Raw genomic sequence first — 24,313 nt, 5'->3', positions numbered from 1 at the left:
CCCTTTAATGGCGCTGAGCCGAGCGCCTGTCGGCGCTTCCAGGTTATTTCATTATCTCCGGCAGGCAGCGGTCGTGGCCGCGTCGCCGATACAGTCTGGCGACGGTACGATCGTACCGCTGGGGGCCGTCATCCTTGGCTGAACCTGCCCCGGTATCGGTGCCGGCACGGTTGTGACACCTGTCTGGGGCACACTGCCTTGCGGATCGGGCAATGGCACGCGAGGACCGACTACCTGAGGTACAGCCACGGTGGCAGCGGCTGGCGGCTGGACCGTGGTCTGGCGCCTGACAATTGCGGGGCGAACGACAACGGGGCGCGGTTCGTAGCCGATGGGCGTCCCTCCATTGCGGTAGCCGCCTGGGTCCGGATAAATCGGATCGCCAGGGTGACCGAGCAAAGTTTCGGCTCCTCGCGGGGCACCGTAGGGGTTCAAGGCCTCACCTTCGAAACCGCCGGCGATCGTGTAGCCGTAGACGGTGCTCAGAAGTTGCCGCTCGTTTGCTTGCGCATCGCAGAGCCGGAGCCTGACCTGGACCATGCTGAAATTGCGCTGTTCCACCGGCACGGAACGACCTGCGCGGATTTGCTGCCAGGCATAAATGCAGGTGTCGCCCGCCCGGCTCTGACCCGAGGCATAACCGAAGGGGCCGTAGATGTTTTGCACGAAGGTTGCGGAGCGAGCGAGCCGAACGCCTGGTATCGTCGCCGCCATCTCACTGGCGATCGCACCGTCACTGATCATTTTATAAGGTGTGCTGCCCAGTCCCGGGTTCGAGCCAGTCACGCCGAGAAACTGTACCTTGAGGAAGTTCTGACCGGCAACGGACGATGAGGTGGAGAGCGAAATCGTCTGCTCCACATCGTCCTTGTGCTGGCGTTCGACCACGCTGACGATGGCAGGGCCGCCGGGCGGCGGGAATGCCAGTGCTTTCTCATTGGGGAGTGTTTCTGCACCAGCCGATTGCCGTACCCCGCCCGTTGTCGTGCAACTGGTCGCCAAACCGGCCAATGTTACGAGCGCTGCTATTTTGACTAAGTGCATCTTTGGGATCGCGGCAATCGTTTATCGTTATATTCATGGGCAAATTACGCGACGCATTTTGAAATCAAGCCCCGGGCATCGATATTTAGCATAAACGCAATTATGGTTAACTAACAATTAACAGCGATAGAAATAGGCAAATCCGGAAACCGGAAACGACGGTTTCCCCCCTTGTTTCCGGCGTTCATCGAACTATTGCCCAAGCTGATCGACTCTAGGTGGTTTTTCGTCCTGCAATCTCACAATTTATCGATTACTCGACATGTCGTTCCGATGACCGGCGCCGTTGGAGTGAGGCGGTCCGGTCGGAGCCAATCGATTATCAAATGGGAAAGTTTGCTCCTCGAGCGGCCGGCGCATTTCCGCCGAGGCGTGCGGTGAGCACGGTAGCGAGAGAACGTGGCTGCGAGGAAAATAGAGGATTCGAAGTTTCGCGGGGAGGTACGAAGCCTGGGCGTTATCGAACTGGCAAGAAGGTGTCAGGCGGCCTTTTGGAGTGACGGCCGCCCGAAGGGGTGACTATTCCATTCCGAGTGCGGCCATGTAGGTCTGAAGGATGGATTCTTCCTCGAGACGCTCATTGGCGTCCTTCTTGCGCAGCCGGATGATCGTCTTCATAGCCTTGGTGTCGTAGCCACGGCCTTTCGCTTCCCCGAACACATCCTTGATATCGTCTGCGATCGTCTGCTTTTCTTCTTCCAGCCGCTCGATGCGCTCGATGAACTGGCGGAGTTCCGCCGCCGCTACGTTGACGTCGCCAGTCGTGGCCACTTCTTCCATGTGTCATATCCTCTCTTGCGGCCTTGAGGCCTGAATTCGATGGGCCGTTGACCTGCCGTGAATGAAGCGCGAGGTCAAGTCGTCTCGATGGAAGTGGCCCTATTCCTTCGGCCTGTTCCGCTCAAAAGCGGCTTTTTGCACAGCGGAAGCCTCCGTTTGGTGCAGATTTTTCCAGTCCTCGTAGGGCATGCCGTAGACCATTTCGCGCGATTCGTCCTTGGTCACCGGCAGGCCCGCTTCTTCGGCCGCCTCGCGATACCAATTGGACAGACAGTTGCGGCAGAAACCGGCGAGGTTCATCAGGTCGATGTTCTGAACGTCGCTGCGTTCGCGCAGATGCGCGACAAGGCGACGGAAGGCGGCTGCCTCCAGCTCGGTCTGCTGTTCCTTGGTGAGCTCGGTCATCTCTATCTCCTCAAGCCTCGTCATACGGGCCGGTGCGCGACGGATAGCGCTTGTATTCGTGCAGCGCCGGGTCGTCGTTCATCGCTGAAAAGATCGGTGCCAGCCGCTCGGCCCATTCGCTGATGCCGGCCTCGTCGCCGATCAGATCCTGACGGACTTCCAGCAGCGCATGCGGAATGCCCTTGACCATGCAATGGCGGTACATGGTGTCGTTTCTCAGCGCCCCGTCATAGGGTTCGTTGTCGCCTACAACGAGATTGGTGTCGGCGCCGAGCTTTGCAAGAAGCGGCAGCACGGCGCGCTCGTCGCTGTCCCAAAGCACGCTTGCATGCCATGGGCGGGGGACGCCCTTCCAGGCCGGGGTGAAGGAGTGCAGCGACAGCACCAGCGGCGCCTTGCCCGTCGCCTCCGCGACCGATGCGATCGTTTCAGCCACAGCGCGGTGATAGGGCCGATGGAAAGCTTCGATGCGGTAATTCCACTCTTCCTCGGTGATCGGATGATTGCCTGGGATGATCGCCCCATCGGAAATCTTCATGATCAGGGTCGGGTCGTCTTCGCCGCGGTTCGGATCGATCAGCAGGCGGGAAAAGCCGCCCAGCACGGAGGGAACGCCGAGCCGCGCCGAAAGCTGGCGGCAAAGACCCTCTATGCCGATGTCATAGGCGATATGCCGCGAAAAGGCAGTTTCCGGCAGGCCGAGCCGCCCATAGCGTTCGGGGAGGTGCCGCATTGCATGATCCCCGAGGATGACCATGCCTTTGTCACGATTGCCGGATACGATCTCAAAAGATGTGAAGTCATTCATGTGGATTGTCGATTACCGCATTTTCTGCCCGTTGTTTGATTGCATGGGCGGGCGGAAGGTGCAAGGCTTGGCCTCTTCATCGGCGAGGTGCGGGCCTTAAGGGCGCCGCTACCATCCCGTGAAGAAAATATAATCGATTAGAGTTGCGTTGACATTCGTTGGATGGCAGCGCAAGAAGACGCAACAACGAATAACCGGGAGCCCATTGGAAGCCGTGTCCAGCCAAGTCGCGCCAAGTTTCGTTACGCGGTCAGGGCCGCTTGCCCGATTCGCATTTTTCATCCTTGCCGCCGCCGCGCCGTTTTTCTTCATGCCAAATGCAGCTCATGCCGATTTTCGCGTCTGCAACGGTACGCAGAATCTGGTGGGTGTGGCGATCGGCTATCGTGCGAAGGAAGGCTGGGTGACCGAGGGATGGTGGCAGGTTCCGGCCACCACTTGCGCCACTTTGATCGAAGGGCCGCTTCAGTCCCGCTATTATTACCTCTACGCAGAAGACGCAGCTCGCGGCGGCCGCTGGACGGGCGATATCGAAATGTGCGTGGCGGAAAATGAATTCAAAATCCCAGGCGTGAAAGATTGCTACGCGCGCGGTTACCAGAAAATGGGATTCAAGGAATACGACACGGGACGTCAGGCGAGTTGGATGGTTCAGCTCTCCGATACCCCGGGCAGCCAAGAAAGCCAGAATTGATGAAACGCAACCGAAAAGTCAAAATCCTAGCGACGCTCGGCCCGGCTTCCTCCGAAGAGGAGATGATCCAGAAGCTGCATGAGGCTGGTGCCGACCTGTTCCGCATCAACATGAGCCATGCCAGCCATGACCTGATGCGGACGCTCATCCAGCGCATCCGCGCAGTCGAGGCCCGCTGTGGTCGTCCGATCGGCATTCTCGCCGACTTGCAGGGTCCCAAGCTGCGTGTCGGTAAGTTTGCCCAGGGCAAGGTCGATCTCAAGCCCGGCCAGACCTTCACGCTCGACAACAGCGATACGCCCGGCGACAATACCCGTGTGTTCCTGCCGCATCCGGAAATCCTGGAGTCGGTCCAACCCGGCCATCGGCTGTTGATCGACGACGGCAAGCTCGCGCTTCGCGCTGAAAAGTGCGACGGCAAGAGCATTGTCACGACCGTCATTTCCGGCACGAAGATTTCCGACCGCAAGGGCGTCAGCCTGCCGGATACGCTGCTTGGCGTCGGCGCGCTGACCGACAAGGATCGTACCGACCTCGACGCCGTGCTCGCCACCAATGAAGTCGACTGGGTGGCGCTCTCCTTCATCCAGCGTCCGGAAGACCTGTCTGAAGTCCGCAAGATTTCGCGTGGCCGCGTCGGTCTGATGTCGAAGATCGAGAAGCCGCAGGCCGTCGAGCGCATCGAGGAAATCATCGAGCTTTCCGACGCGCTGATGGTCGCCCGCGGCGATCTTGGCGTCGAGATGCCGCTCGAAGCCGTTCCCGGCATCCAGAAGCAGTTGATTCGTGCCTGCCGCCGTTCCGGTAAGCCGGTCGTTGTCGCTACGCAGATGCTGGAATCGATGATCTCGGCGCCGGTTCCGACCCGTGCTGAAGTCTCCGACGTCGCGACCGCCGTTTTCGAGGGCGCTGACGCCGTCATGCTGTCGGCTGAGTCCGCTTCGGGCGACTATCCGGTCGAGGCTGTGTCGACAATGGCTTCGATCGCCAGCACAATCGAGCGCGAGCCGCACTATCCGGGCATCATCTACGCCCAGCGCGCGCAGCCGGAATCAACCGGCGCCGACGCCATCTCGCTCGCTGCCCGTCAGATTGCCGAGACGCTGAAGCTCGCCGCTATCGTCTGCTACACCTCGTCTGGCACGACCGGCCTGCGCGCCTCGCGTGAGCGCCCGCAGGTTCCGATCCTGGCGCTGTCGCCGATCATCCAGACGGCACGCCGCCTGTCGGTGGTCTGGGGCATGCACTGTGTCGTCACCCATGACGCCACGGACCTTGACGATATGGTCAACAATGCCTGCCGCATCGTCGCAGAAGAAGGCTTCGGCAAGCCCGGTGACCGCATCATCATCTCGGCCGGCGTGCCGCTCGGCACTCCCGGAGCGACCAACATGCTCCGTATCGCCTATATCGGCTCGGATGGCCAATCCGGCGTGTAATCGCCGGGTTTTAACTGATATCGAAGCCCGCTGCCTGAGAAAGGCGGCGGGCTTTTTGCGTTATCAGGGAGCAACCACGGCCGTTCCAACCCTCGTGTTGAAAAAGATAGCCCGACTACCGCCGTGAAATTGGCGGCGAATAACGCTGCCCAAAACCGCCTTTATCTGAGATAATTACCTGGGTAGGGTTGCGTCCGCGGCTTGTTCAGTCGCGGGAACGGTCTCGAATTGATATCCCATTGAAGCATTTGATCCTGCCCCGTCGGCAGCGATGAGCCTGCTGTCGGCAAGCATTTCGCGAACATTGTCATTGTTCAGCAAACGCGAGCCAGGAGCACTTCACATGGTTACGTGGAAACCCGATCCAAGCTTTTATCCGTCACCGCGCATGGCCATGAAGGCCGCCCCGGAGACGCTTGCCTATGTCGTCGCCTTCGATCCGACACGCGCAGTTCCCGACGAGCTCGCGGTCGTCGATGTCGATCCCAAATCCGCCTCTTACGGTCAGATCGTCACCTCCGTCGCGATGCCCAATGTCGGTGACGAGCTGCATCATTTCGGCTGGAACGCCTGTTCATCTTGCCTTTGCCCGAATGCGCCGCATCCGCATGCGGAGCGCCGCTATCTGGTCGTGCCGGGATTGAGGTCCTCGCGCATCCATATCATCGACACCAAGCCCGATGGTCGGAAGCCATCGATCGTCAAGGTCATCGAACCCGGGGAAGTCGCCGAGCGGGCCGGATATTCCAGGCCTCATACCATTCATTGCGGACCGGAAGGGATCTACGTCGCGGCCCTTGGTAATGCCGAGGGGAAGGGGCCGGGCGGCGTGTTCCTCATGGATCACGAGACGTTCGATGTGCGCGGTCAATGGGAAATGGATCGTGGACCGCAACAGCTTTCCTATGACGTCTGGTGGCACCTTGGTCACGACACGCTCGTGACCAGCGAGTGGGGCACGCCGGATACCTTCGAAAATGGCCTGATCCCGGAAGTCCTGCTCGGCGCGAAATATGGCCGCCGTCTGCATTTCTGGGACCTGCACAAGCGCAAGCATCTGCAGACGATCGATTTCGGCGATAAGTATCAACTCGTGTTCGAACTCAGACCGGCGCATGACCCGACCAAGGCCTATGGTTTTGTCAATTGCGTGCTCAGCCTCGAGGATCTCTCCTCATCGATATGGGTCTGGCACCGTGACGGTGAAAAGTGGGCGGTGACAAAGGTGATCGACATTCCGGCGGAGCCTGCCGATCCGGAGCAGTTGCCGCCGATGCTCAAGGGTTTCAAAGCCGTGCCGCCGCTCGTCACCGACATCGATCTTTCGATGGATGACAGATTTCTCTACGTCGCCTGCTGGGGAACCGGCGACCTGCATCAGTACGATGTGTCCGATCCGTTCAAGCCCAAGCTGACGGGTAAGGTCCGGATCGGTGGCATTATTTCACGCGCTTCGCACCCGGGAGCGAAGAATGGCGCGCTGAATGGCGGTCCGCAAATGGTCGAGATCAGCCGCGACGGTCGCCGCGTCTATTTTACCAACTCGCTTTATGGCGCGATCGATGAGCAGTTCTATCCCGACGGACTTTCCGGCTGGATGGTGAAGCTTGATGCGGGAGAGGAGGGCGGCATTGCCTTCGACGAGAAATTCTTCGTCGAATGGCCGAAGTCGCATCGTCCGCATCAGGTCCGCTTAGAGGGTGGAGACTGTTCGTCGGATTCCTATTGTTATCCGTGAGCGAAGATTAGCCGGGCGAGGTGCCCCATGAACGAACTCTGGCCCTGGGTGCTGCTGGCGGGATTGGGAGCCTTTCATGGTCTCAATCCCGCGATGGGATGGTTGTTTGCCGTGGCGCTCGGCGTTCACCGGCAGAGTTCCGCCGCCGTGGTCAAGGCGGTCCCTGCTATCGCCCTTGGCCACGTCGCGTCCATCGCATTGGTCGCCGGCGCCGTCGTTGCCGTCGGTCTTTTCGTGGATCAGGGCGTTGTGCGCTTGGTCACCGGGGTCGGCCTCGTCGCTTGGGCTTTCTGGCATCATTTCTTCGGACACCGGCACCGCGTTCGCATCGGCATGCGCACCGGGCTTGCAGGCCTTGTGCTCTGGTCATTCCTGATGGCGACGGCTCACGGTGCGGGGCTCATGCTCCTGCCGGCCTTGATGCCGCTCTGTCTAACGGGATCGCCATTGCATGGCATCGGCGGGGACGCGTCCGCGACGATCACGATCACGATCGCGGCGGTCGGCGTCCATACATTTGCGATGTTGGCGGTCACAAGTCTCGTTGCCCTGGCGGTCTATCGCTGGGTCGGGCTCGAAATATTGCGCAGCGCCTGGATCAATGTGGATCTCGTTTGGACGCTGGTTCTGCTTGGCACCGGTACTGTGCTGCTGATCGTGTAGAAAAGGCGATGAAGATCTCGATCGGTCTCTGTGGTGATGAGGTCGAGGAGAGTGCGGCATACTCAATATTTATGACGAGCACAGGGATACCAAAAGCACATGCTTGCCAAGCATAGCGGTGCATGCAAGTTTCCGACAACCATGGGGAGGAAATCATGCACATTGCCACGCTGCTTGCTTTTGCCACCGTCTCCTTCATCGGCATCGCGACGCCGGGGCCGACTGTTCTGTTGGCTCTGACCAACGGTTCGCGTTACGGCGTGCGCCGTGCGCTCGCCGGCATGATTGGTGCCGTGCTGTCGGACTTCGTGCTGATCGGCGCGGTTGCCATCGGGCTTGGCGCGTTGCTGGCGGCCTCGGAATTCTGGTTTTCCTTGCTGAAATGGGCGGGCGCTGCCTATCTCGCTTTTCTCGGGATCATGATGCTGCGTTCCAAGGGAACGATCGACGGCATGCTCAAGGCCAATGCCGGGCAGGGGAAGGGCACGCTGTTGTCCATCGGGATGAAGAGCTTCATGGTCGCGGTGACCAATCCCAAGGGCTATCTGTTCTTCTCGGCCTTTTTGCCGCAGTTCATCGATCCGGCCGCGCCGCAGATGCCGCAGTACGCCGTCCTCGCGCTGCTCTTCGCCTCGCTCGATTTCGCGATCATGTTCGGCTATGCCGCGTTCGGCTCGCAGGCGGTGCGTTTCCTCAAGACGGAAGGCACGAAATGGCTGGAACGCGCCTGCGGCGGCGCACTCCTGGCTTTGGCCGGTTCGCTGGCACTTTATCGTCGCGCGGCGAGTTAAACGTTAGTGATGGCGCAGCGCCGTCTCGAAAACGTCCATATCGACATTACCGCCTGAGGTGACCGCGATGACCGTGTCGCCGTCGATCTCCTTGCCATGGAAGAGGGCCGCCGCCAGCGCTACGGCGCCGCCGGGCTCGACGACGATCTTGAGGCGGGTGAAGGCGAGCGCCATGGCGTCCAGCGCTTCCTCATCGGTTACGACGAGGCCGGGGCTGCAGAGGCGCTTCAGGATTGGAAAGGTGATGTTGCCGGGTTGTGGCGTGATGATGGCGTCGCAGATCGAGCCCTGCAGGGCAGCGTTGCGTTCAATCTTGCCGGAGGCGAGAGAGCGTGTCGTGTCGTCAAAGTTCTTGGGTTCGCAGGGGCGGACCTTGAAGCCGGGGGCGCGGGATTCCAGTGCGAGCGCGATTCCCGAAGTGAGCCCGCCGCCGCCGCAGGGGACGAGCACGGTTGTGGCATTGATGCCCTCTTCTGCTGCCTGTTCAGCGATTTCCAGCCCGGTCGTTCCCTGGCCGGCGATGACAAGCGGCTCGTCGAAAGGCTTGATCAGCGTCAGGCCGCGTTCCCTGGAGAGCCGCGCACCGATCTCGTCACGATCCTCCTTGATGCGGTCATAAAGCACGACTTCGGCACCGAAGGCGCGGGTATTGGCGATCTTCAGCTTCGGCGCATCCGTCGGCATGACGATGACGGCGGGCACGCCGTGCAGTTGCGCGGCGAGTGCCACGCCCTGGGCGTGATTGCCGGAGGAAAAGGCGATGACACCTCTCGCGCGCACGGAGGGCTCCAGCCCCGAAACCGCCGACCAGCCGCCACGAAACTTGAAGGAGCCGGTATGCTGCAGGCATTCCGCTTTCACGAACAGCCGCCGCCCGGCGATCTCATCGAGGAAAGGAGAGGAGAGAAGTGGCGTTCGCCGGGCGCGGCCGTCGAGGCGGTCGCGAGCGGCTTCAATCATTGCAATATCGACCATGGAGGGAACACTCTTCTGCTGCGGAAAGGCTGTTCAATCCATAAAACGCTGCGGTCCTCTTTAAAACAACGACTTTGTCCCGGTGACACTTCAACCAACGTCCGACAAAGAAAGGTGGCCGACATCGTAGATCTGGACACCGGGCCTCAAAACGTCTTTTGGCAGATCGGCAAGCAGACGGAAACGCACCCGCGTCCAACTGGTCGGTTCGAAGGCGGCGACGGAAGCAAGCGCTTCGCCGCGCGCGACTTCGCCAGTCGCGTCATCGCTTTCGCGCTGACGAATCTCGGCAAGCGGCGCATAGGGCCCCGTTTGAAAGATCTCGCGGATGGCGAACCGGGCATTTTGAATATCCGGCGAGATATCGGCGCGCCAGACGATCCAGGTCTTCACCTGCGGCCGGCCAAAACTCTCCGTTACCCCGGCAAAGCCGGGACCGCAGATGAAGTTGCTCAACCCCTCATCCTTGTCCCAAACATAGAAGGGCGAATAGAGATTCTCGCGGCTTCCCGTCCTGGCATCGCCTTTCCGGGCGGAGAGATAGGCCTTGAACTTCAGACCGGGAAAATTGTCGAGCATGGGCCCCTTGTCGCGGATGCGACGGTCGAGGATCGCCATGTCGTAGTCGGCAGGCAGGGTGAAGCTGTATTGCATGGCAATCATGGTCAATCCTCCAGCCAGGTCACGGCGGCGCCGTTCTGTTGAGCCTGGATGCTGATATAGGCGAAAGTGCTGTCCGGCGTTGCGCCATGTCGGTGACGCTCGCCGGGTGCGAAGATTATGCAGTCGCCGGCGCGCAGTTCCTCGGCCGGTTCGTTGTCACGCTGCGCAAGGCCTACACCCGATAGAACATAGAGGATTTGCCCGTGTGGATGGGTGTGCCAGCGTGTCATCGTGCCGGGTTCGAGCGTACAGCGCATGGCTGTGAGCCCGCCGTCCTCGTTGTCCTGAACCAGCATCTCCACCCAGAAGGGCCTGTTAGCGATGCCTTCCGGCGAACGCTGGATGGCGGTGCCGGCGCGATGGATTGGCAACGGCTGTCGAATGCTTGTCCGGTTCATCGTTGTCAGGCCTGTTCGATCATTTGCGCGATCCCGTCCGAGAAGGACCAGTCCTCGCGCGTCGTCGTGACGATATTGATCATGACATCTTCGGGCCGCAGGCCCGGCGCATCCGCAAGCAGGGCGACGAGGCGGCGATAGAAGGCCTTCTTGACTTCCGTCGAGCGCGGCTTGCCGATCGTGATTTGGAAGAAGACGTAGTTGTCCGAGCGTGGGCCGCCGAGATAGGTGCGGTCGAAGATCAGCTCGTTCGGCTCCAACTGATGAATCTCCTGGAAGCGATCGGTGGGCGGCACGTCGAAGGTCTCGACCATGGCGCGGTGGAAATTATCCGAAAGCGCCTGCAAATATTCCGGCGACTTGCCGCGGAGAAGGGAAATACGAGTGAATGGCATGGGGTGCTCCTGTCATCGGGTCTACTTGACGAGCACACCATGCCACGGGATAATAGTTCGGAAAATCAGATAATATTTGACTTATAATCCCGAAAATATGGATAGTTGATCATGCGGAAAGTTATCTTCGACCTCGACGTCCTGCGCAGCTTCGTGACAGGCATGGAGCTTGGCAGCTTCGCCAAGGCGGCAGAACGGCTCGGGCGTTCGACGTCCGCGATCAGCGCGCAGCTCAAGAAACTGGAGGAACAGGCGGGTACGCCGATCTTCCGCAAGGCCGGGCGCGGGCTGGCGCTTACGGAGGCCGGCGAGACCATGCTCGGCTATGCGCGGCGGCTGCTGGATCTCAACGACGAGGCGGCGACTGCGATCCATGGTGCCGATCTGGAAGGCTGGGTTCGGCTCGGCTTGCAGGAGGATTTCGGCGAGACGCTGTTGCCGGAGGTACTAGGCCGCTTTGCCCGCGCGCATCCGAAGGTGCGGATCGAGGCGCGTGTGGTGCGAAATGCAGAGCTCATCGAGCGCGTGACGTCCGGCAAGCTCGACCTGGCGCTTGCCTGGAGCGACGGCTTTCGCACGACCCATACCGATCGGATCGCCGAAGTGCCGATGTGCTGGGTCGGGCCGGCGCATGGTGCCACCCAATGGCATGCCGATGGCGGCGAGCCGCTGCCGCTTGCATCATTGGAGGCGCCCTGCCTGCTGCGGTCGATCGCGACCAAGGTGCTGGACCATGCCGGCATCGGCTGGCGCATTTCCTTCGTCAGCCCCAGTCTTGGTGGGCTCTGGGCTGCGACGGCGGCGGGGTTGGGCGTGACGGTGCGCACGCCGCTGGGTCTGCCGGTTAAGGTGCGGCCCATGGCACCAGGGGAAGCCGGCCTCCCGCCGCTGCCGAAGCTCGACCTCTTGCTGCATCGCGCCGAAGCGGAAGCGAACGCGGCGACGGAACGGCTGGCTTCGATCATGCTGCAAGCCGTGCGGCAAACGGTGGATGCCACGCCGCAGGGGCGGGTGTTTGCCGATGCGCCGAACTACGAACTGGTGACTGCCTGAGTGGCGGTGGCTTCGGCCGGCAATGTAGTCTTCGGGCGGGCGAGGCGGGCTTCCGCTTCCTGAGCGAATGCCTGGAGATCGCGTGACTGGCCGGCGAGATGCTCCATTGCCGCGATGGCCACGTCGGTCGCGACATAGTCCGGCTTGTGGCCGAGATGACGGATGGTAACAAGTTCGGCGCCGGCGATGTCGCGCGCCAAGCCGCGCGAATGCAGCTCTTCCATGACGATATCGTCGCTGTCGCCGGTGATGATGACGGTCGGCGGCGTGATCTCGCGGTAGCGCGGTGCTTCGGCGACGACATAGGCTAAGAGATTGGCAACGTCGGCTGCATTATTGATAAAAGCTCTTGGCCGTAACACCAGCTCCGGTGCGGTTTTCACCACGTAATCGGCAGGGCGCTGATTGGGGTGGAAGACGCTGAGCGTGCTGCTTTCGACACGCTGCAGACCGACCGGCATCACCACCAGATGGGCGAAGAGCCAGCCGAAGACCGGCATGGCGGCAAGCGTATAGTACCAGTCGATTCCGCCCGGCCACGGATGAGTCGCCGGCGCAAGGAAGAGCAGGCCGGTTGTCTTGTCGGGATGACGCATGCCGAAGGCTGCGGCGATGGCGCCGCCGAAGGAATGGCCGACGATGATGGCGCTCTCGATACCGCGTTTCTCCATCAATCTTGCGATCGCGTCGGCCTGACCGGAGGGCAGGGCATTTTCCGGGCCGCCACGTTCGGAATAACCGTGGCCGGGCCGATCGATGAACAGCATTTCCGCCCGGCCGGCGAGCGGGTCGGCAAAGGCTTCGAACTGGTCGCGCAGATTGCCGCTGGCGCCGTGAATGAAGATCAGCGGCGGCAGGTCGGCGGTGACCGGGCACGCCAGATGCAGGGCGTTCATGCGGAATTCGCCGATATCGGTCAGTTCGCCGATATTGGGATAAGTCTGTTCGATCGCGCGCGTCTTATAGGCCGAAAAGCAGGCCGCGGCGGCAGGAATTAGAACAAGGGCACAAAGCAGAATATCGATCATTGCGGTATAAAGTAGATAATGGGAACTATCGGTCTATGCGACTTTCACGATCGCTCATGTGTTGTAGATATGCCCTTTGTTGAGAAATCCTAGACCATTCCGTTTCAGGCGGAGCGACCGTCAGCGAATAGATGCTCTAAAGCTCGTCGCGATCTTTCAGATTCGCTCCCACACTTTAGCTCCTTGTTTGTGCATGTCGTTTTCGCAAAACCGCCGCACACTTTTGCGCGACATGCATTAGGTTCGGCTACCGGCGATCTTTTCGGAGAGGGTATTAAACTGCTCCTGGGCGGCGCGATTCGCCGGATAGATTTCAAGGAAGCGTGCCCAAGCCTTCAGCGTTAGCTCGTCATTGCCGGTTTCGCTCAAGATCGCGGCCATGCCGGCGAGCGCGCCGAAGTGGCGCGGCTCTATCCGCAGCACCTGATTGATGTCTTCCATCGACTTGCGATAGTCACCGATGGCGTAATTCAGCGTCGCGCGGCGGTTCCAGCCCTCGGCGTAGTCCGGCTTCAGCGAGATCACCTGGTCGAGGAAATCCATGGCGGCGGCATTGCGCTTTTCCTGGATGGCCTTATCCGCCCATTGCATCAGGAGATTGATGGTGGCGCTGCCGGAATCGCTCCATTCCATGCGAATCTGATCGGCGATGAGGCTCGCCTGATCGGGATTGCGCTGGCGCTTCAAAGCGATGAAGAGATTATCGATCTGCTGCTTCGAGGAGAGCGTGCCGGAGGCGGCGTTCGGATCTTTTTTCTCGACGATATCAGAATCGTCCGCCATGGCGATATGCGGTGTGGCGGCGGTCAGGGCGAGGAGAATCGGCAGTGCCAGATATGACGAAGCAAAAATGCGCATGGCGGGCATAGTAGCCCGCCAATGTCGAAGATCAAAATAATTTTGATGTGATCATCTCAAGCGACCGCGAACGGTCCGCCCGGCCCGTGGCCAGGCGCCACGCAAAATCAGCCCTGACGAGCCTTGTAGCGCGGGTTCAGCTTGTTGATGATGTAAATGCGGCCCTTACGGCGGACCAGACGGTTGTCACGGTGACGCGCCTTGAGCGACTTGAGCGAATTCTTGATCTTCATTTTTCTGATCCGCGATGTTTGAGGGGGAATGTCACATTCGCCCGGTATCTTTAACAATCAAAAGCGCGCTCACGGCGCGCTCTTTAGGGTGGGCAGCAAATACCCCGTCGCCTTAGCCCTGTCAACCACGTCAGGGGTTTTTTCCCTGCGCTGTTAGCGACGAAGCTGTGTAATATGCCCCATTTTGCGGCCGGGACGCGACTTTGTCTTGCCGTAGAGATGCACCAGCACGTCGTCCTGGCTCAGCCAATCAGGAACCGAAAGGATATCGTCGCCGATCAGATTCTGCATCACGCAGTCGGAATGGCGTGCTGGATTGCCGAGCGGTAGGCCGGCGACGGCGCGGATATGCTGCTCGAATTGCGAGACGACGCAGGCGGCTTCCGTCCAGTGCCCGGAATTGTGAACGCGCGGCGCCATTTCATTGGCAATCAGGCTGCCGTCGGCGAGGACGAAGAACTCGATGCCGATGACGCCGACATAGCCGAGCGCGGCCAATACCTTTTCCGCCGCCACGCGTGCCGCTGCCGCCGTCTCGGCGGAGATGCTGGCGGGGAGGGTGGAGGTGTGGAGAATACCGTTGCGATGGATATTTTCCGCCGGATCGTAGCAGGCGATGGTGCCGTCCAAGCCGCGGGCGGCAATGATGGAGATCTCCCGCTCGAACGCCACGAAGCTTTCGAGAATCAGCGGAACGCCGCCGAGCGCGGCAAAGCCGCCTTCAGCGCTGTCGGCCGACGAGCGATAGACGCGCTGGCCCTTTCCGTCATAGCCGAGGCGCCGGGTCTTGAGTACGCCCTGGCCGCCGAAGTCGGCAAGCGCCGTTTCGAGATCGGTCTGGCTGTCGACGGCGTGAAAACGAGCGGTCGGAATGCCGCAATCGTTGATGAAGCGCTTTTCGGTCAGCCTGTCCTGTGCCATCTCCAGCGCCATTGGCGGCGGGTAGACGGCAATATCCTTGGCGAGCCTTTCGGCGGCGACGACCGGCACGTTTTCAAATTCGTAGGTGACGACGTCGCAGCGCTTCGCTAGTTCGGCGAGAGGGGCCCGATCGTCATAGGCGGCTACGATCTGCTCGTTCGCTACCTGCGCGGCGGGACAATCAGCTTCCGGCTCCAGGATGATCGTGCGGAAGTTCAGGCGAGCCGCCGCCATGGCCAGCATGCGGCCGAGCTGGCCGCCGCCGATAATGCCAATCGTTTTCGCGGTCATAGGTCGTCCATCGGATATTCAGCAACGGCAGCGCTCTGCCGGGCGCGCCATTCGTCCAGCCGTTCAGCGATATCCTCATCACTGAGCGCCAGTACGGCGGCAGCAAGAAGGGCGGCATTGATCGCGCCGGCCTTGCCGATCGCCAATGTGCCGACGGGAATGCCTGCCGGCATCTGCACGATGGAAAGAAGACTGTCCTGGCCGGACAAGGCGCGTGACTGCACCGGTACGCCGAAGACCGGCAGCGGCGTCATCGAGGCGGCCATGCCCGGAAGGTGGGCGGCGCCACCAGCACCGGCGATGATGACCTTAAAGCCTTCGTCGCGTGCGCCCTTGGCGAAGTTCACCAGCCGATCCGGCGTACGATGTGCGGAGATAATGCGCGCGTCGTAAGTGATTTCCAGCGCTTCCAGCGTGTCTGCGGCGTTCTTCATGGTTTCCCAGTCGGACTGGCTGCCCATGATGATGGCGACGGGTGGTCTTTCTGTCATCATCGTCGCGTCTTGCTCCTCAGGCGATAATGTCGGGAATGATCTGGTCTTCCAGCTTGGTGAGCTTGTCCTTGATGACGAGCTTCTTCTTTTTCATGCGCTGGATGCGAAGCGCATCGCAGCCCGTCTGGATCATGGCGTCGATCGCGGCGTCATAGTCTTCATGTTCCTGGCGCAACCGCGCCACGATCAGCCTGATTTCCGCCTGTTCCTGATCGGCCATGCTCATGTCCCCAATGCCCTGCGGACCCGTGTTCGTTCCGCCTCGTGAATCCCGCAAGCTCCTATCACCAAATGATGGTAACGGGAAGTTATCCCTCATCACGAATTTGCCGCTCATAGGCCACGTTTTCGCCTTCGACAAGGGTTCGATATTATGGCACACTGGTAGGGTTGACACCTAGAGCCTTGGCGATGGATGGCCAGGGATCGTAAGAGGAAGGAAGGGTCATATGACTGTTCAAGCTCATCTTGAATCGCTCGAAAAGAAACATGTCGCTCTCGAGGAGGAGCTGCATTCTGCACTGACATCTCCCTCTATCAATGATACTGAAATAGCCGATATCAAGCGCAGGAAGCTGCGCCTCAAAGACGAAATCCAACGTCTGCGATCGTCAGTTCACTGACGCAACGTCTTCCAGAGACGGAAGCCACCGGTCGTGGCAAGGAAGACAGGCGGGCCGAAAGGCCCTGAAACAATTCCCTTGTAAGAGACGGTGACTGCTCCCAGTCGATACGGATGCGCCAACTTCAAAACGTGAGGAGTGGGAGTTGGCGCAACTTTCCTGAGAAAGATCGGGAAATTGCTACAGAGCGCGCCAGAGAGCCGATCTCAGGCCCAGAACTGATCCAGCCACAAATTGAGCTTGTCGAAACCGCGGCTGTTGACCGCGTAGATGCGTTTCGTCCCTTCGGTGGTGACGGAAACGAGATTGCTGTCGAGCAGTGCCTTGAGATGCTGCGACACCGCCGGCCTGCTGATCGGCAAGCCCTGCGCCAGTTCGTTGACCGTTTTGGGTGCGCGGCGCAACTCTTCCAGCAGGTAACGCCGGTTCGGATCCGCGATGGCTGCGAAGGGGTCCATGGTCGACATGGGCCGAAAGCTACGTCAAACGCCCAAGAGCGGCAAGCTAATTGTGCGCCGCAATGATGATTGTGCCGGCGGCTCTAACATTATTGCGGTGAGGAACGGCTCCCGGGCCTCTGCAACGTGAAATAGCGCTCGTGGATGTCGGGTGCTTTCAACGCGCTGCCCCTTGTCAGACCGCCCCAACGGATTTACTCACAAATATAGAACCGGGTGCGCTATTCCCAGCGATCGAACCCATAAATATGGAAACCCGCATGACCGTGCCCGAAGACCGCTGCCGCCTCGTTCTCATCGTTCCCGATATCGCCGATATCGAAGAGCAGGCGAAGGCGGTGGCCGATGCGCTGAGGGGCGGGGATGTGGCGTCGGTCATCATCCCGCAATATGGGCTCGACGACAGCACCTTTCAGAAGCATGCGGAAAAGCTGGTGCCGGTGGTACAGGCGGCAGGCGCAGCCGCATTGATTGCCGGAGACAGCCGTGTCGCAGGCCGCGCCAAGGCCGACGGGTTGCACATTACCGGTAATCTTGCCGAGCTCACCGAGGCGGTCGAGAAATTCGTACCGAAGCTCATCGTCGGCGGCGGCAATGCCACGGACAGGCACAATGCGCTGGAAATCGGCGAGCTGCGTCCCGACTACATCTTCTTCGGCAAGCTCGATGGCGACATCAAGCCGGAGGCGCACCCGAAAAACCTGGCGCTCGGCGAATGGTGGGCATCGATGATCGAGATTCCCTGCATCATCATGGGCGGCACCGATCCGAAATCGGCGCTTGAGGTGGCTTTGACGGGCGCCGAATTCGTGGCGCTGCGCGGGGCCGTTTTTGCAGACCCCTCGGCGGCCCCGTCCATCGTTGCGGAAGTGAATGCGCTTCTGGACGAAAAAGCGCCACGGTTTGAAGATTGATAGCAATCCATGTCGCTCACGCCCCGATTCAGTCACCGGTTTTTCCTTGCTGCGCTCGCCGTTGGGCTGACGGCGTTGCCGCCGATTGTGGTGGCGCAATCGAACAATAGCGACACGTCGCTGCCGGGCATCACAACACAGCCGGACAAGGGCGCTCGGCCGACCGACAGCGGACAATCCGACGATGCCGCGCCGTCGGATGAGGCTGCTGCGCCCGACGATAGCGCGCCGCCGCCGCCCGGCGACAGCGTGATGACGCGGCCATTGGACGCCGCCGCCGGCACTTTCAAGACCGAGAAGATCGGTCCCGGCGCTGAGCCGAAGACGGACGATGCCATCAAGCCCTCCCAAGGTGTTGGCGTCTTTGACCGTATGGGCGCGAAGCTGCCCGACCTGCCGCCGGAAAAGGCCTTCACCGGCAAGGTCGACGAAGCCTATGGCGCCTTCCAGCGGGGGTATTACCTGACCGCGTTTCAGAAAGCCCTGCCGCGTGCGCAGCTCGGCGATCCCGCAGCGCAGACCCTGATTGCCGAATTGATGTCGCAGGGTCTCGGCGTCAAGCGCGACACCAAGGATGCTGCCTTCTGGTACGGCAAGGCAGCCGAGGGCGGCGATTCGACTTCGATGTTCAAATACGCGTTGCTCCTGATGGAAGGACGCGATCTGCCGCGCGACGAGAAGAAGGCGGACGAGTGGATGAAGAAGGCGGCCGATGCCGGCCAGCCGTCCGCCGAATTCAACTGGGCGCAGAGCCTGACGGCAGACAATCCCGGCATCAAAGGGCTGCAGATGGCTCTTCCATATTATGAGAAGGCGGCGCAGCAGGGCATTGCCGATGCGCAATATGCTGTCTCTCAGCTCTATCAAAATCTGCCCGACCTGCCCGAGGAAAAGAAGTCGCAGGCGCGTGAATGGCTGTCGCGCGCGGCCAATGCAGGCTTCGACACCGCACAGCTCGACATGGGCATTTGGCTGATCAACGGTATCGGCGGCAAGCAGGATCTGGAGAACGGTTTCAACTGGATGCGGGTTGCCGCCTATCGCGGCAATGTCGTAGCGCAGAACAAGCTGGCGCATCTCTATATCAACGCGCTCGGCACGAAGCAGGATCCGGTTGCCGCTGCGACCTGGTATGTCATCTCGCGCCGCGCCGGCCTCAAAGATCCGGAGCTCGAGGATTTTTACCAGGGCATCGAGGACTATCAGCAGAAGGCCGCGATCGACGCCGCGAACAAGTTTCGCAGGGTGCAGTAACGCTTAGAGCGCCAGCGTTCATTTGAACGCATGGCGCTCTACGGAATTCCAATTCTGTTAGAACAGAGCGTCGGCGAAAAGATCTTCGTCGTCAGCCTTGGCCGGCGCTGCGGCAGCCTGTGCGGTGCTGGCGTCCATGGCGATGATATCGCGATGGACGTCGCGCTCCTGCGCCATCGTGTAGGTCTTGAAGATGCGGGCGCTGAGCGGCGCGATGATTTCCTCCAAATCGCTGACATCGGCCATATCTCTGCCGGCCATGTCTTCGAGCGTATCGGCGCAATTTGCCAGGATCTCGCCGAGGTCGCGCTGGAAGTCGAGCTTGCCGATCGACAGCATGATCTTGTTGGCCACTTCGCGGCCATGCGCCGAGAGCGTTTCCAGTTCGCCATCCATGATATTGGCGGCGCCACGGATGGCGTCGACGGCCGAAATCAGCCTCTCGTCGAGACTATAGTCAGAGGCTTCCTGGCCGGAGGCGACGTGGCCGGCTGCCGTTTCGAGTGACGCGAGCCCGGAGACGATCGCGTCGGCGGATTCATCGAGTTTTGCCGCGAAGATGCGCAGTTCGGCGGTGACGACGTTGATCGAACGGCCTTCCTCGCCCATGCGGCTGCAGCGCAGATTGGTGTTGAGCGCCATGTAGTGAATATCGGTCTTGACGGCGCGGATGGTCTCGATGCGGTGCAACAGGTTCGAGGCCGTGCCGAGTGTCGACTGGCTGATGCCATCGGCCTGAACGCGGGCGGTTTCGACCTGTTTGACGATCGTGTGGGCGGCGGAGACGCTCTGTTCCAGTGCACGCAGCACATTGGCATCGCTGTTTCCGTCCTCGGGCTTCATGGCGTCGCGCAGTTTCAGGATTTCCTGCGTGTCGTGGCTGAAGCTGGCAATCGTCTTGACGACACTGCCCGACTCCCTCTGGAAATCCGTGACCATGTCGCGCATCTGCGCCGCCGTCAGGTGATGGATGACATTTTCAAGCCGCTGGTAGGCATCGGCATCGAGCTTGTGGCCCTCGTCGCTTGCGAGAAATTCTCCGAGAAAGGCGAAGGCGCTTTGTACATGCTCGATACGCTGGCGGGTGACGTCGCCGATCTGCAGAGCCGAAAGGGTGGTTGCGACCTTGCTTTGCACGCCGCGGGCGATGGCGCCAACCTCGGCGGCGATCACCGCGAGTTCCTTGCGGTGCGCAGCGATGGTGCGGGCATCCTTTTCGAGTGCTGCGACCACTTGCGGAACGTTGCGGTCATAGGCTTTCGCGGTGGTGGTGCCAAAGGTCATGGCGACCTTCAGGTCGCGTTCGAGGGCGCCGAGCTGCTGGGCGAAGGTGTTGACTTCAGTGGTGCCGGAGTGAATGCGCTCCAGAATCTCCTCGGCAAAACCGGCAAATTCGGCAATGCCCGCACCGGTGATCTTCACCGTGACGGCGAAGGTACGCAGGTAACGCATAGTCTCCTGCATATCGGTGACATGCGAGTGCAGCTTGGCGCCGGCCTCGGCGAGAACGGTGAAATTCTCCTGGCGCCTGGCTTCGAGGCCGGGCAGGTCCGACAGACCGCTCATCGTCTGCACTAGATCGGCGGTGGTGTCGCTGGCGCCATCGCTGTCGAGCGCCTTGGTCAACCGGTCGAGAGATGACAGGAGCTGGTTCAGGACCTCCATGACCGACAGGAGAACAGCGCCACCGTCGAGAAAACGTTTCTCTACCTCGGTACGCGCCGCCTCCAGGGTGCGGCTGACATCCATGGCCCGCGGGACTCCCCGGGGGCGATCGATGCGGCGTGCCAGAGCTGTTCCATTTTTCATGTTTGTCCCTTTACTTGGAGAAAGGCTCGTTTGACTCAACTCTTAAATGTGGGATGGAAAATTCCGGTAAATTCTCCGGACTCGTAGACGTTGCACCCCGGGCTTTCCCCAGCAGGGTTAAGATTCACTCACCGGAAAGTCGGTGTTTTGATCTTTTCGATTTAACTGCCTGAATCCCAATCATATTTCTCATCGTAAAGATTGAGCGGTCATTTATATCAGGTGAAAATTCACAGCCCCTGAAATCTCGAATTATACAACCTGTGTTTACTCCCTCTTAAGGCTGACATGAGATTCAATAGTTATCGCTTAAGTATTCGTTTGGTAGCGGGGCCAGATTTGAAATGGATGACAAATATTCTGAATCTATTTCCCTGCCTGATATCTTGAGCATCAGGAACATTTCCGAAATCTATCAAAGTATGACTGTGAAGTTTCGGGACAGCAAAACGCTTGTCCTCGAAGTTGCCGAGGATGCGGAAGCTGATTTGAGCTTCGTGCAATTGGTCGACTCGGCTCGGGCCGAGGCGAAGGCTTCCGGCAAAACACTTCGTCTTTCTTCTCCGGCTACCGGTTCTGTTTTGAAAGTCTTGCAGAGGGGCGGATTCGTCGAAGCCTTTACGGCGGAGGACGCGCAATTCTGGCTCCATAAAGAGGTACATTCATGAGTGCGAAGATTCTGACTGTCGACGATTCCGCCAGCATCCGTCTGACGACCAAGGTGACGCTGACGAATGCCGGTTACGAGGTCACCGAGGCGGAGAACGGTGCCGAGGGCCTGGACAAGGCCAAGGCCGGGCAATTCGATCTCATCGTGACCGACCTCAACATGCCCGTCATGGACGGACTGACCATGATCGAGGAGCTGCGCAAGCTGCCGGCTCACATGGGCGTTCCGATCATCTTCCTGACGACGGAATCCGATGCCGATCTCAAGGCGCGCGCCAAGGCCGCCGGCGCCACCGGCTGGCTGACCAAGCCTTTCGATCCGGAAAATCTCGTCAAGATCACCAAGAAAGTGCTGGGCAGATGAACTCGCTCGATCCAATTGCTGTCTTCCGTACCGAGGCTGCAGAATGCCTGGAGCAAATCGAGGCAGGCCTTTTGGATCTCACGCATCAGCTTGACGACAAGGCTTTGATCGACGCCGTGTTCCGCGGCCTTCATACGCTGAAGGGCTCGGGCTCCATGTTCGGCTTCGATGCGCTCGCAGCCTTCACCCATCATTGCGAAACCGCCTTCGATCGCGTCCGCAAGGGCCAGGCGCCGGCAACGGCCGAGCTCGTCGCTGCCGTTCTCGACGCGCAGGACCATATGCGCGCCCTCGTCGACGATCCCAATCGCAATCACGACGCCACCAGCCAACGTCTTCTGGCGCAGTTGCATGCAGCCGTCGGCGGCGCCGCCGACGCTGCAAAGCCGGTTCAGCCGGTCGCCGCGATTGCGCCTGTCGTTGCCGTCTCGAAGCGAAAGACCTGGCGTATTCGCTTCAGTCTGCCGCAGAACGCGATGATCAACGGCACCAATCCGCTGGGGTTGCTGGACGAGCTGCGCGATCTCGGCGAATGCCGCATCCTCGCCAATACATCGGCCATTCCGCCGCTGAGCGCGCTGGTGCCGACGGAATTGTATCTCTCCTGGGATGTCACTGTTACGACCGAGCAGCCGCGGTCCGCCATCGACGATGTCTTCATCTTCGTGATGGACGACATGCAGCTCGATGTCGAGGAAATCGATGGCAGTGCAGTTGCTGCAACGCCGGATGAGCCCGCCGTTTCGGCTGACTCGCAGGCGGTTGTTGCTCCCGCCGCGCCGGCCGTTGCCGAGATTGTCCCGATCAAACGAGAAGCCGCGGCAACGGCACCACCCGCTTCCGACCAACGGCAAGCGAAGGCTGCCGAAAGCGTTCGTGTTCCGGCCGAGCGCCTCGATGAACTCATGGATCGTGTCGGCGAACTGGTCATCGCGCAATCGCGCCTCAGCCAATTGGCGAGTGCCAGTGCCGATATCGGGCTGAGGTCGGTGTCGGAAGAGATCGAACGCCTGTCCGGCGAACTGCGCGACACGATGATGGTGCTGCGCATGGTGCCGGTCGCGAGCCTCTTCAACCGTTTCCGCCGCCTGGTGCATGATCTGGCGCGCGAGACCGGCAAGGTCATCGAACTCGTCACCGAAGGTGAGACGACGGAGGTCGACAAGACCGTCATCGAGCGGCTTGCCGATCCGCTGGTGCATCTGGTGCGCAATTCCATCGACCATGGTCTTGAACCACCGGAAGAGCGTCTTGCTGCCGGCAAGGCGAAAGCTGGAACCATTACATTGTCGGCCCGGCAATCGGGTGGCGAAGTCATCATCTCGATCAAGGATGACGGCCGCGGCATCAATCGCGAACGTGTCCGGGCCAAGGCGGAATCGTCCGGGCTGATCCAGCCAGGTCAGCAGCTCAGCGATGCCGAGCTTCTGCAGCTCATCTTCGCGCCCGGTTTTTCGACGGCGGCGCAGATCACCAATCTTTCCGGCCGCGGCGTCGGCATGGATGTGGTGAAGCAGACAGTAGAAGCGCTGCGGGGCACCATCGATATCGTCAGCCAGCCGGGACAGGGGTCCGATGTCTCGCTGCGCATTCCGCTGACGCTCGCCATCATCGACGGCCTGCTGGTGCGCGTCGGCGCCGGGCGCTATGTCATTCCGCTGTCGGCGGTCGAGGAATGCCTGGAATTGTCGCTGGAAGAGGATTTGCGTTCGCGCGGCCGTAGCTTCATTTCGCTGCGCGACAGCCTGGTGCCTTTCCTGCGGTTGCGGGACGTATTCCGCACCGGCACCAAGCCGGACGTGCATCAGAAGGTCGTTGTCATCTCGACCGGCACCGAGCGGGTCGGCCTCGTTGTCGACCAGATCATCGGCGACCACCAGACGGTGATCAAATCCATGTCGAAGCTGCACAATGACGTCGCCCACTTCTCCGGGGCGACGATCCTCGGCGACGGCAGCGTCGCCCTCATTCTCGATGTCGTGCATCTGGTCGCAGCAGGCCAGCAACAGGAGGCGCATCTGCGTGCAGCGGGATGAGCGGAAAAGCCATGAAATCCGACAATCTCTGGAATGGCACTCATTGGAATGAAAACGGCGAGGTCGAAGTTCTGACCTTCGATCTTGCCGGTGAAACCTTCGCCCTCGAGGCGGTCATGGTTCAGGAAATCCTGGACATTCTGCCGGAAACCGCCGTTCCCGGCAGCCAGCCCTTCGTGGGCAGCGTCATCAATTTTCGCGGCAAGGTGATCCCCCTTGCCGATCTCCGCCTCGCTTTCGGCATGGAAGCGGCGGAAGCGACTATCGATAGCCGTATCATCGTTATCGAACTTGACCTGCAGGATGAACCCACGCTCGTGGGTCTGCGGACCGACAGGGTGAATGAAGTCACCACACTTGCAAAAGCTTCCAGCGAAGCACCGCCTAGCGTGGGGATGCGTTGGCGTCCCGACTACATCAACTGCCTGGTCAAGCGCGGAGGGGAATTCATCATTCTCCCCAATCTGCAGGCGATTTTTTCTGCCCGGCAAAACAAGGCGCTTTCCGCCTGACCA

Annotated in this window: 29 protein-coding genes; 13 read left to right on the top strand and 16 right to left on the bottom strand. The window is 60.4% G+C overall.

Annotated features, from left to right (window positions below; translation table 11 throughout):
• Nucleotides 1-51 precede the first annotated feature (51 nt).
• The 4 genes from bcsN to C9E91_RS15515 all read right to left on the bottom strand — a co-directional run bounded on the left by bcsN (nucleotide 52) and on the right by C9E91_RS15515 (nucleotide 3,037).
• The gene (gene bcsN / locus C9E91_RS15530) at nucleotides 52-1,044 is read right to left on the bottom strand and encodes a cellulose biosynthesis protein BcsN (RefSeq protein WP_107109170.1); all 993 of its coding nucleotides are present in this window, start codon (nucleotides 1,042-1,044) and stop codon (nucleotides 52-54) included.
• Between the two features lie 519 nt (nucleotides 1,045-1,563).
• Nucleotides 1,564-1,824, bottom strand: a complete 261-nt coding sequence (locus C9E91_RS15525; protein WP_064683289.1) for a DUF2312 domain-containing protein — start codon at nucleotides 1,822-1,824, stop codon at nucleotides 1,564-1,566.
• 99 nt (nucleotides 1,825-1,923) lie between these two features.
• Nucleotides 1,924-2,229, bottom strand: coding sequence for a DUF1244 domain-containing protein (locus C9E91_RS15520; RefSeq protein WP_107109169.1), 306 nt, complete (start codon nucleotides 2,227-2,229; stop codon nucleotides 1,924-1,926).
• A gap of 10 nt (nucleotides 2,230-2,239) precedes the next feature.
• Complete coding sequence (locus C9E91_RS15515; RefSeq protein WP_107109168.1) at nucleotides 2,240-3,037, bottom strand: N-formylglutamate amidohydrolase; 798 nt, start codon at nucleotides 3,035-3,037, stop codon at nucleotides 2,240-2,242.
• Nucleotides 3,038-3,242: 205 nt separating this feature from the next.
• Here C9E91_RS15515 and C9E91_RS15510 point away from each other — a divergent pair, with 205 nt between their 5' ends.
• The 5 genes from C9E91_RS15510 to C9E91_RS15490 all read left to right on the top strand — a co-directional run bounded on the left by C9E91_RS15510 (nucleotide 3,243) and on the right by C9E91_RS15490 (nucleotide 8,362).
• Nucleotides 3,243-3,731: a DUF1036 domain-containing protein gene (locus C9E91_RS15510; protein WP_028752900.1), complete on the top strand. Its 489-nt coding sequence runs from the start codon at nucleotides 3,243-3,245 to the stop codon at nucleotides 3,729-3,731.
• Nucleotides 3,731-5,170 carry a pyruvate kinase gene (gene pyk, locus C9E91_RS15505; protein WP_107109167.1) on the top strand — a complete coding sequence of 480 codons (1,440 nt, stop codon included), beginning with the start codon at nucleotides 3,731-3,733 and terminating at the stop codon, nucleotides 5,168-5,170. Before C9E91_RS15510 ends, pyk begins: the two co-directional genes overlap by 1 nt.
• Before the next feature lie 343 nt (nucleotides 5,171-5,513).
• A complete protein-coding gene (locus C9E91_RS15500; protein ID WP_107109166.1) occupies nucleotides 5,514-6,908 on the top strand; it encodes a selenium-binding family protein in 1,395 nt (464 codons plus the stop codon).
• A 27-nt stretch (nucleotides 6,909-6,935) separates the two neighbouring features.
• Nucleotides 6,936-7,571, top strand: coding sequence for a hypothetical protein (locus C9E91_RS15495; protein ID WP_107109165.1), 636 nt, complete (start codon nucleotides 6,936-6,938; stop codon nucleotides 7,569-7,571).
• A gap of 155 nt (nucleotides 7,572-7,726) precedes the next feature.
• Nucleotides 7,727-8,362, top strand: coding sequence for a LysE family translocator (locus tag C9E91_RS15490; protein WP_107109464.1), 636 nt, complete (start codon nucleotides 7,727-7,729; stop codon nucleotides 8,360-8,362).
• Between the two features lie 3 nt (nucleotides 8,363-8,365).
• Here the strand turns inward: C9E91_RS15490 and C9E91_RS15485 are convergent, their stop codons facing one another.
• The 4 genes from C9E91_RS15485 to C9E91_RS15470 form a co-directional block, all read right to left on the bottom strand.
• A complete protein-coding gene (locus C9E91_RS15485) occupies nucleotides 8,366-9,337 on the bottom strand; it encodes a threonine ammonia-lyase (RefSeq protein WP_107109164.1) in 972 nt (323 codons plus the stop codon).
• 90 nt (nucleotides 9,338-9,427) lie between these two features.
• Nucleotides 9,428-10,000, bottom strand: a complete 573-nt coding sequence (locus C9E91_RS15480; RefSeq protein ID WP_107109163.1) for a DUF4865 family protein — start codon at nucleotides 9,998-10,000, stop codon at nucleotides 9,428-9,430.
• 2 nt (nucleotides 10,001-10,002) lie between these two features.
• Nucleotides 10,003-10,398, bottom strand: a complete 396-nt coding sequence (locus C9E91_RS15475; RefSeq protein ID WP_107109162.1) for a cupin domain-containing protein — start codon at nucleotides 10,396-10,398, stop codon at nucleotides 10,003-10,005.
• Nucleotides 10,399-10,403: 5 nt separating this feature from the next.
• Nucleotides 10,404-10,793 carry a tautomerase family protein gene (locus C9E91_RS15470; RefSeq protein WP_107109161.1) on the bottom strand — a complete coding sequence of 130 codons (390 nt, stop codon included), beginning with the start codon at nucleotides 10,791-10,793 and terminating at the stop codon, nucleotides 10,404-10,406.
• A 111-nt stretch (nucleotides 10,794-10,904) separates the two neighbouring features.
• Here C9E91_RS15470 and C9E91_RS15465 point away from each other — a divergent pair, with 111 nt between their 5' ends.
• On the top strand, nucleotides 10,905-11,846 hold the full coding sequence (locus C9E91_RS15465; protein WP_107109160.1) for a LysR substrate-binding domain-containing protein: 942 nt from the start codon (nucleotides 10,905-10,907) through the stop codon (nucleotides 11,844-11,846).
• Here C9E91_RS15465 and C9E91_RS15460 read toward each other — a convergent pair.
• The 6 genes from C9E91_RS15460 to C9E91_RS15430 all read right to left on the bottom strand — a co-directional run bounded on the left by C9E91_RS15460 (nucleotide 11,825) and on the right by C9E91_RS15430 (nucleotide 15,891).
• Complete coding sequence (locus tag C9E91_RS15460) at nucleotides 11,825-12,874, bottom strand: alpha/beta fold hydrolase (protein ID WP_107109159.1); 1,050 nt, start codon at nucleotides 12,872-12,874, stop codon at nucleotides 11,825-11,827. The genes C9E91_RS15465 and C9E91_RS15460 overlap by 22 nt on opposite strands.
• 237 nt (nucleotides 12,875-13,111) lie before the next feature.
• Nucleotides 13,112-13,741 (bottom strand): tetratricopeptide repeat protein, encoded by a 630-nt coding sequence (locus C9E91_RS15450; RefSeq protein WP_107109157.1) that lies wholly within the window; start codon nucleotides 13,739-13,741, stop codon nucleotides 13,112-13,114.
• 98 nt (nucleotides 13,742-13,839) lie between these two features.
• Entirely contained in the window at nucleotides 13,840-13,965 is a 126-nt protein-coding gene (gene ykgO / locus C9E91_RS15445; RefSeq protein ID WP_003582204.1) for a type B 50S ribosomal protein L36, read from the bottom strand.
• Nucleotides 13,966-14,118: 153 nt separating this feature from the next.
• Complete coding sequence (locus C9E91_RS15440) at nucleotides 14,119-15,177, bottom strand: 5-(carboxyamino)imidazole ribonucleotide synthase (protein ID WP_107109156.1); 1,059 nt, start codon at nucleotides 15,175-15,177, stop codon at nucleotides 14,119-14,121.
• Nucleotides 15,174-15,668, bottom strand: coding sequence for a 5-(carboxyamino)imidazole ribonucleotide mutase (gene purE / locus C9E91_RS15435; protein ID WP_181316104.1), 495 nt, complete (start codon nucleotides 15,666-15,668; stop codon nucleotides 15,174-15,176). Before purE ends, C9E91_RS15440 begins: the two co-directional genes overlap by 4 nt.
• Nucleotides 15,669-15,687: 19 nt before the next feature.
• The gene (locus C9E91_RS15430) at nucleotides 15,688-15,891 is read right to left on the bottom strand and encodes a YdcH family protein (RefSeq protein WP_028752913.1); all 204 of its coding nucleotides are present in this window, start codon (nucleotides 15,889-15,891) and stop codon (nucleotides 15,688-15,690) included.
• Nucleotides 15,892-16,120: 229 nt separating this feature from the next.
• Between C9E91_RS15430 and C9E91_RS15425 the strand changes: the two genes are divergently transcribed.
• Complete coding sequence (locus C9E91_RS15425) at nucleotides 16,121-16,294, top strand: YdcH family protein (RefSeq protein WP_081670329.1); 174 nt, start codon at nucleotides 16,121-16,123, stop codon at nucleotides 16,292-16,294.
• Nucleotides 16,295-16,500: 206 nt separating this feature from the next.
• Here the strand turns inward: C9E91_RS15425 and C9E91_RS15420 are convergent, their stop codons facing one another.
• Nucleotides 16,501-16,761, bottom strand: coding sequence for an ArsR/SmtB family transcription factor (locus C9E91_RS15420; protein WP_107109154.1), 261 nt, complete (start codon nucleotides 16,759-16,761; stop codon nucleotides 16,501-16,503).
• A 251-nt stretch (nucleotides 16,762-17,012) separates the two neighbouring features.
• Between C9E91_RS15420 and C9E91_RS15415 the strand changes: the two genes are divergently transcribed.
• Both C9E91_RS15415 and C9E91_RS15410 read left to right on the top strand, forming a co-directional pair.
• Entirely contained in the window at nucleotides 17,013-17,666 is a 654-nt protein-coding gene (locus tag C9E91_RS15415; protein WP_107109153.1) for a thiamine phosphate synthase, read from the top strand.
• A gap of 9 nt (nucleotides 17,667-17,675) precedes the next feature.
• Nucleotides 17,676-18,920, top strand: a complete 1,245-nt coding sequence (locus C9E91_RS15410) for a tetratricopeptide repeat protein (protein ID WP_107109152.1) — start codon at nucleotides 17,676-17,678, stop codon at nucleotides 18,918-18,920.
• A gap of 57 nt (nucleotides 18,921-18,977) precedes the next feature.
• On the opposite strand, the gene C9E91_RS15405 is transcribed toward C9E91_RS15410, so the two are convergent.
• Nucleotides 18,978-20,669: a methyl-accepting chemotaxis protein gene (locus tag C9E91_RS15405; RefSeq protein WP_107109151.1), complete on the bottom strand. Its 1,692-nt coding sequence runs from the start codon at nucleotides 20,667-20,669 to the stop codon at nucleotides 18,978-18,980.
• A gap of 404 nt (nucleotides 20,670-21,073) precedes the next feature.
• Between C9E91_RS15405 and C9E91_RS15400 the strand changes: the two genes are divergently transcribed.
• Genes C9E91_RS15400 through C9E91_RS15385 form a run of 4 tightly spaced genes read left to right on the top strand, consistent with a single transcriptional unit; the run spans nucleotide 21,074 to nucleotide 24,310 of the window.
• Nucleotides 21,074-21,397: an STAS domain-containing protein gene (locus C9E91_RS15400; RefSeq protein ID WP_107109150.1), complete on the top strand. Its 324-nt coding sequence runs from the start codon at nucleotides 21,074-21,076 to the stop codon at nucleotides 21,395-21,397.
• Nucleotides 21,394-21,762, top strand: coding sequence for a response regulator (locus C9E91_RS15395; protein WP_107109149.1), 369 nt, complete (start codon nucleotides 21,394-21,396; stop codon nucleotides 21,760-21,762). Before C9E91_RS15400 ends, C9E91_RS15395 begins: the two co-directional genes overlap by 4 nt.
• Nucleotides 21,759-23,798 (top strand): chemotaxis protein CheA, encoded by a 2,040-nt coding sequence (locus C9E91_RS15390; protein WP_107109148.1) that lies wholly within the window; start codon nucleotides 21,759-21,761, stop codon nucleotides 23,796-23,798. The genes C9E91_RS15395 and C9E91_RS15390 overlap by 4 nt, the downstream gene beginning before the upstream one ends.
• Before the next feature lie 11 nt (nucleotides 23,799-23,809).
• Complete coding sequence (locus C9E91_RS15385) at nucleotides 23,810-24,310, top strand: chemotaxis protein CheW (protein WP_107109147.1); 501 nt, start codon at nucleotides 23,810-23,812, stop codon at nucleotides 24,308-24,310.
• The last annotated feature ends 3 nt before the right edge of the window (nucleotides 24,311-24,313 follow it).

Origin of the sequence: Rhizobium sp. SEMIA4064 (assembly GCF_003025035.1) — a bacterium.
Lineage (GTDB): Bacteria > Pseudomonadota > Alphaproteobacteria > Rhizobiales > Rhizobiaceae > Rhizobium > Rhizobium paranaense.
The sequence above is the reverse complement of the archived record's forward strand: the minus strand, read 5'-3'. Positions and strand labels throughout refer to the sequence as shown.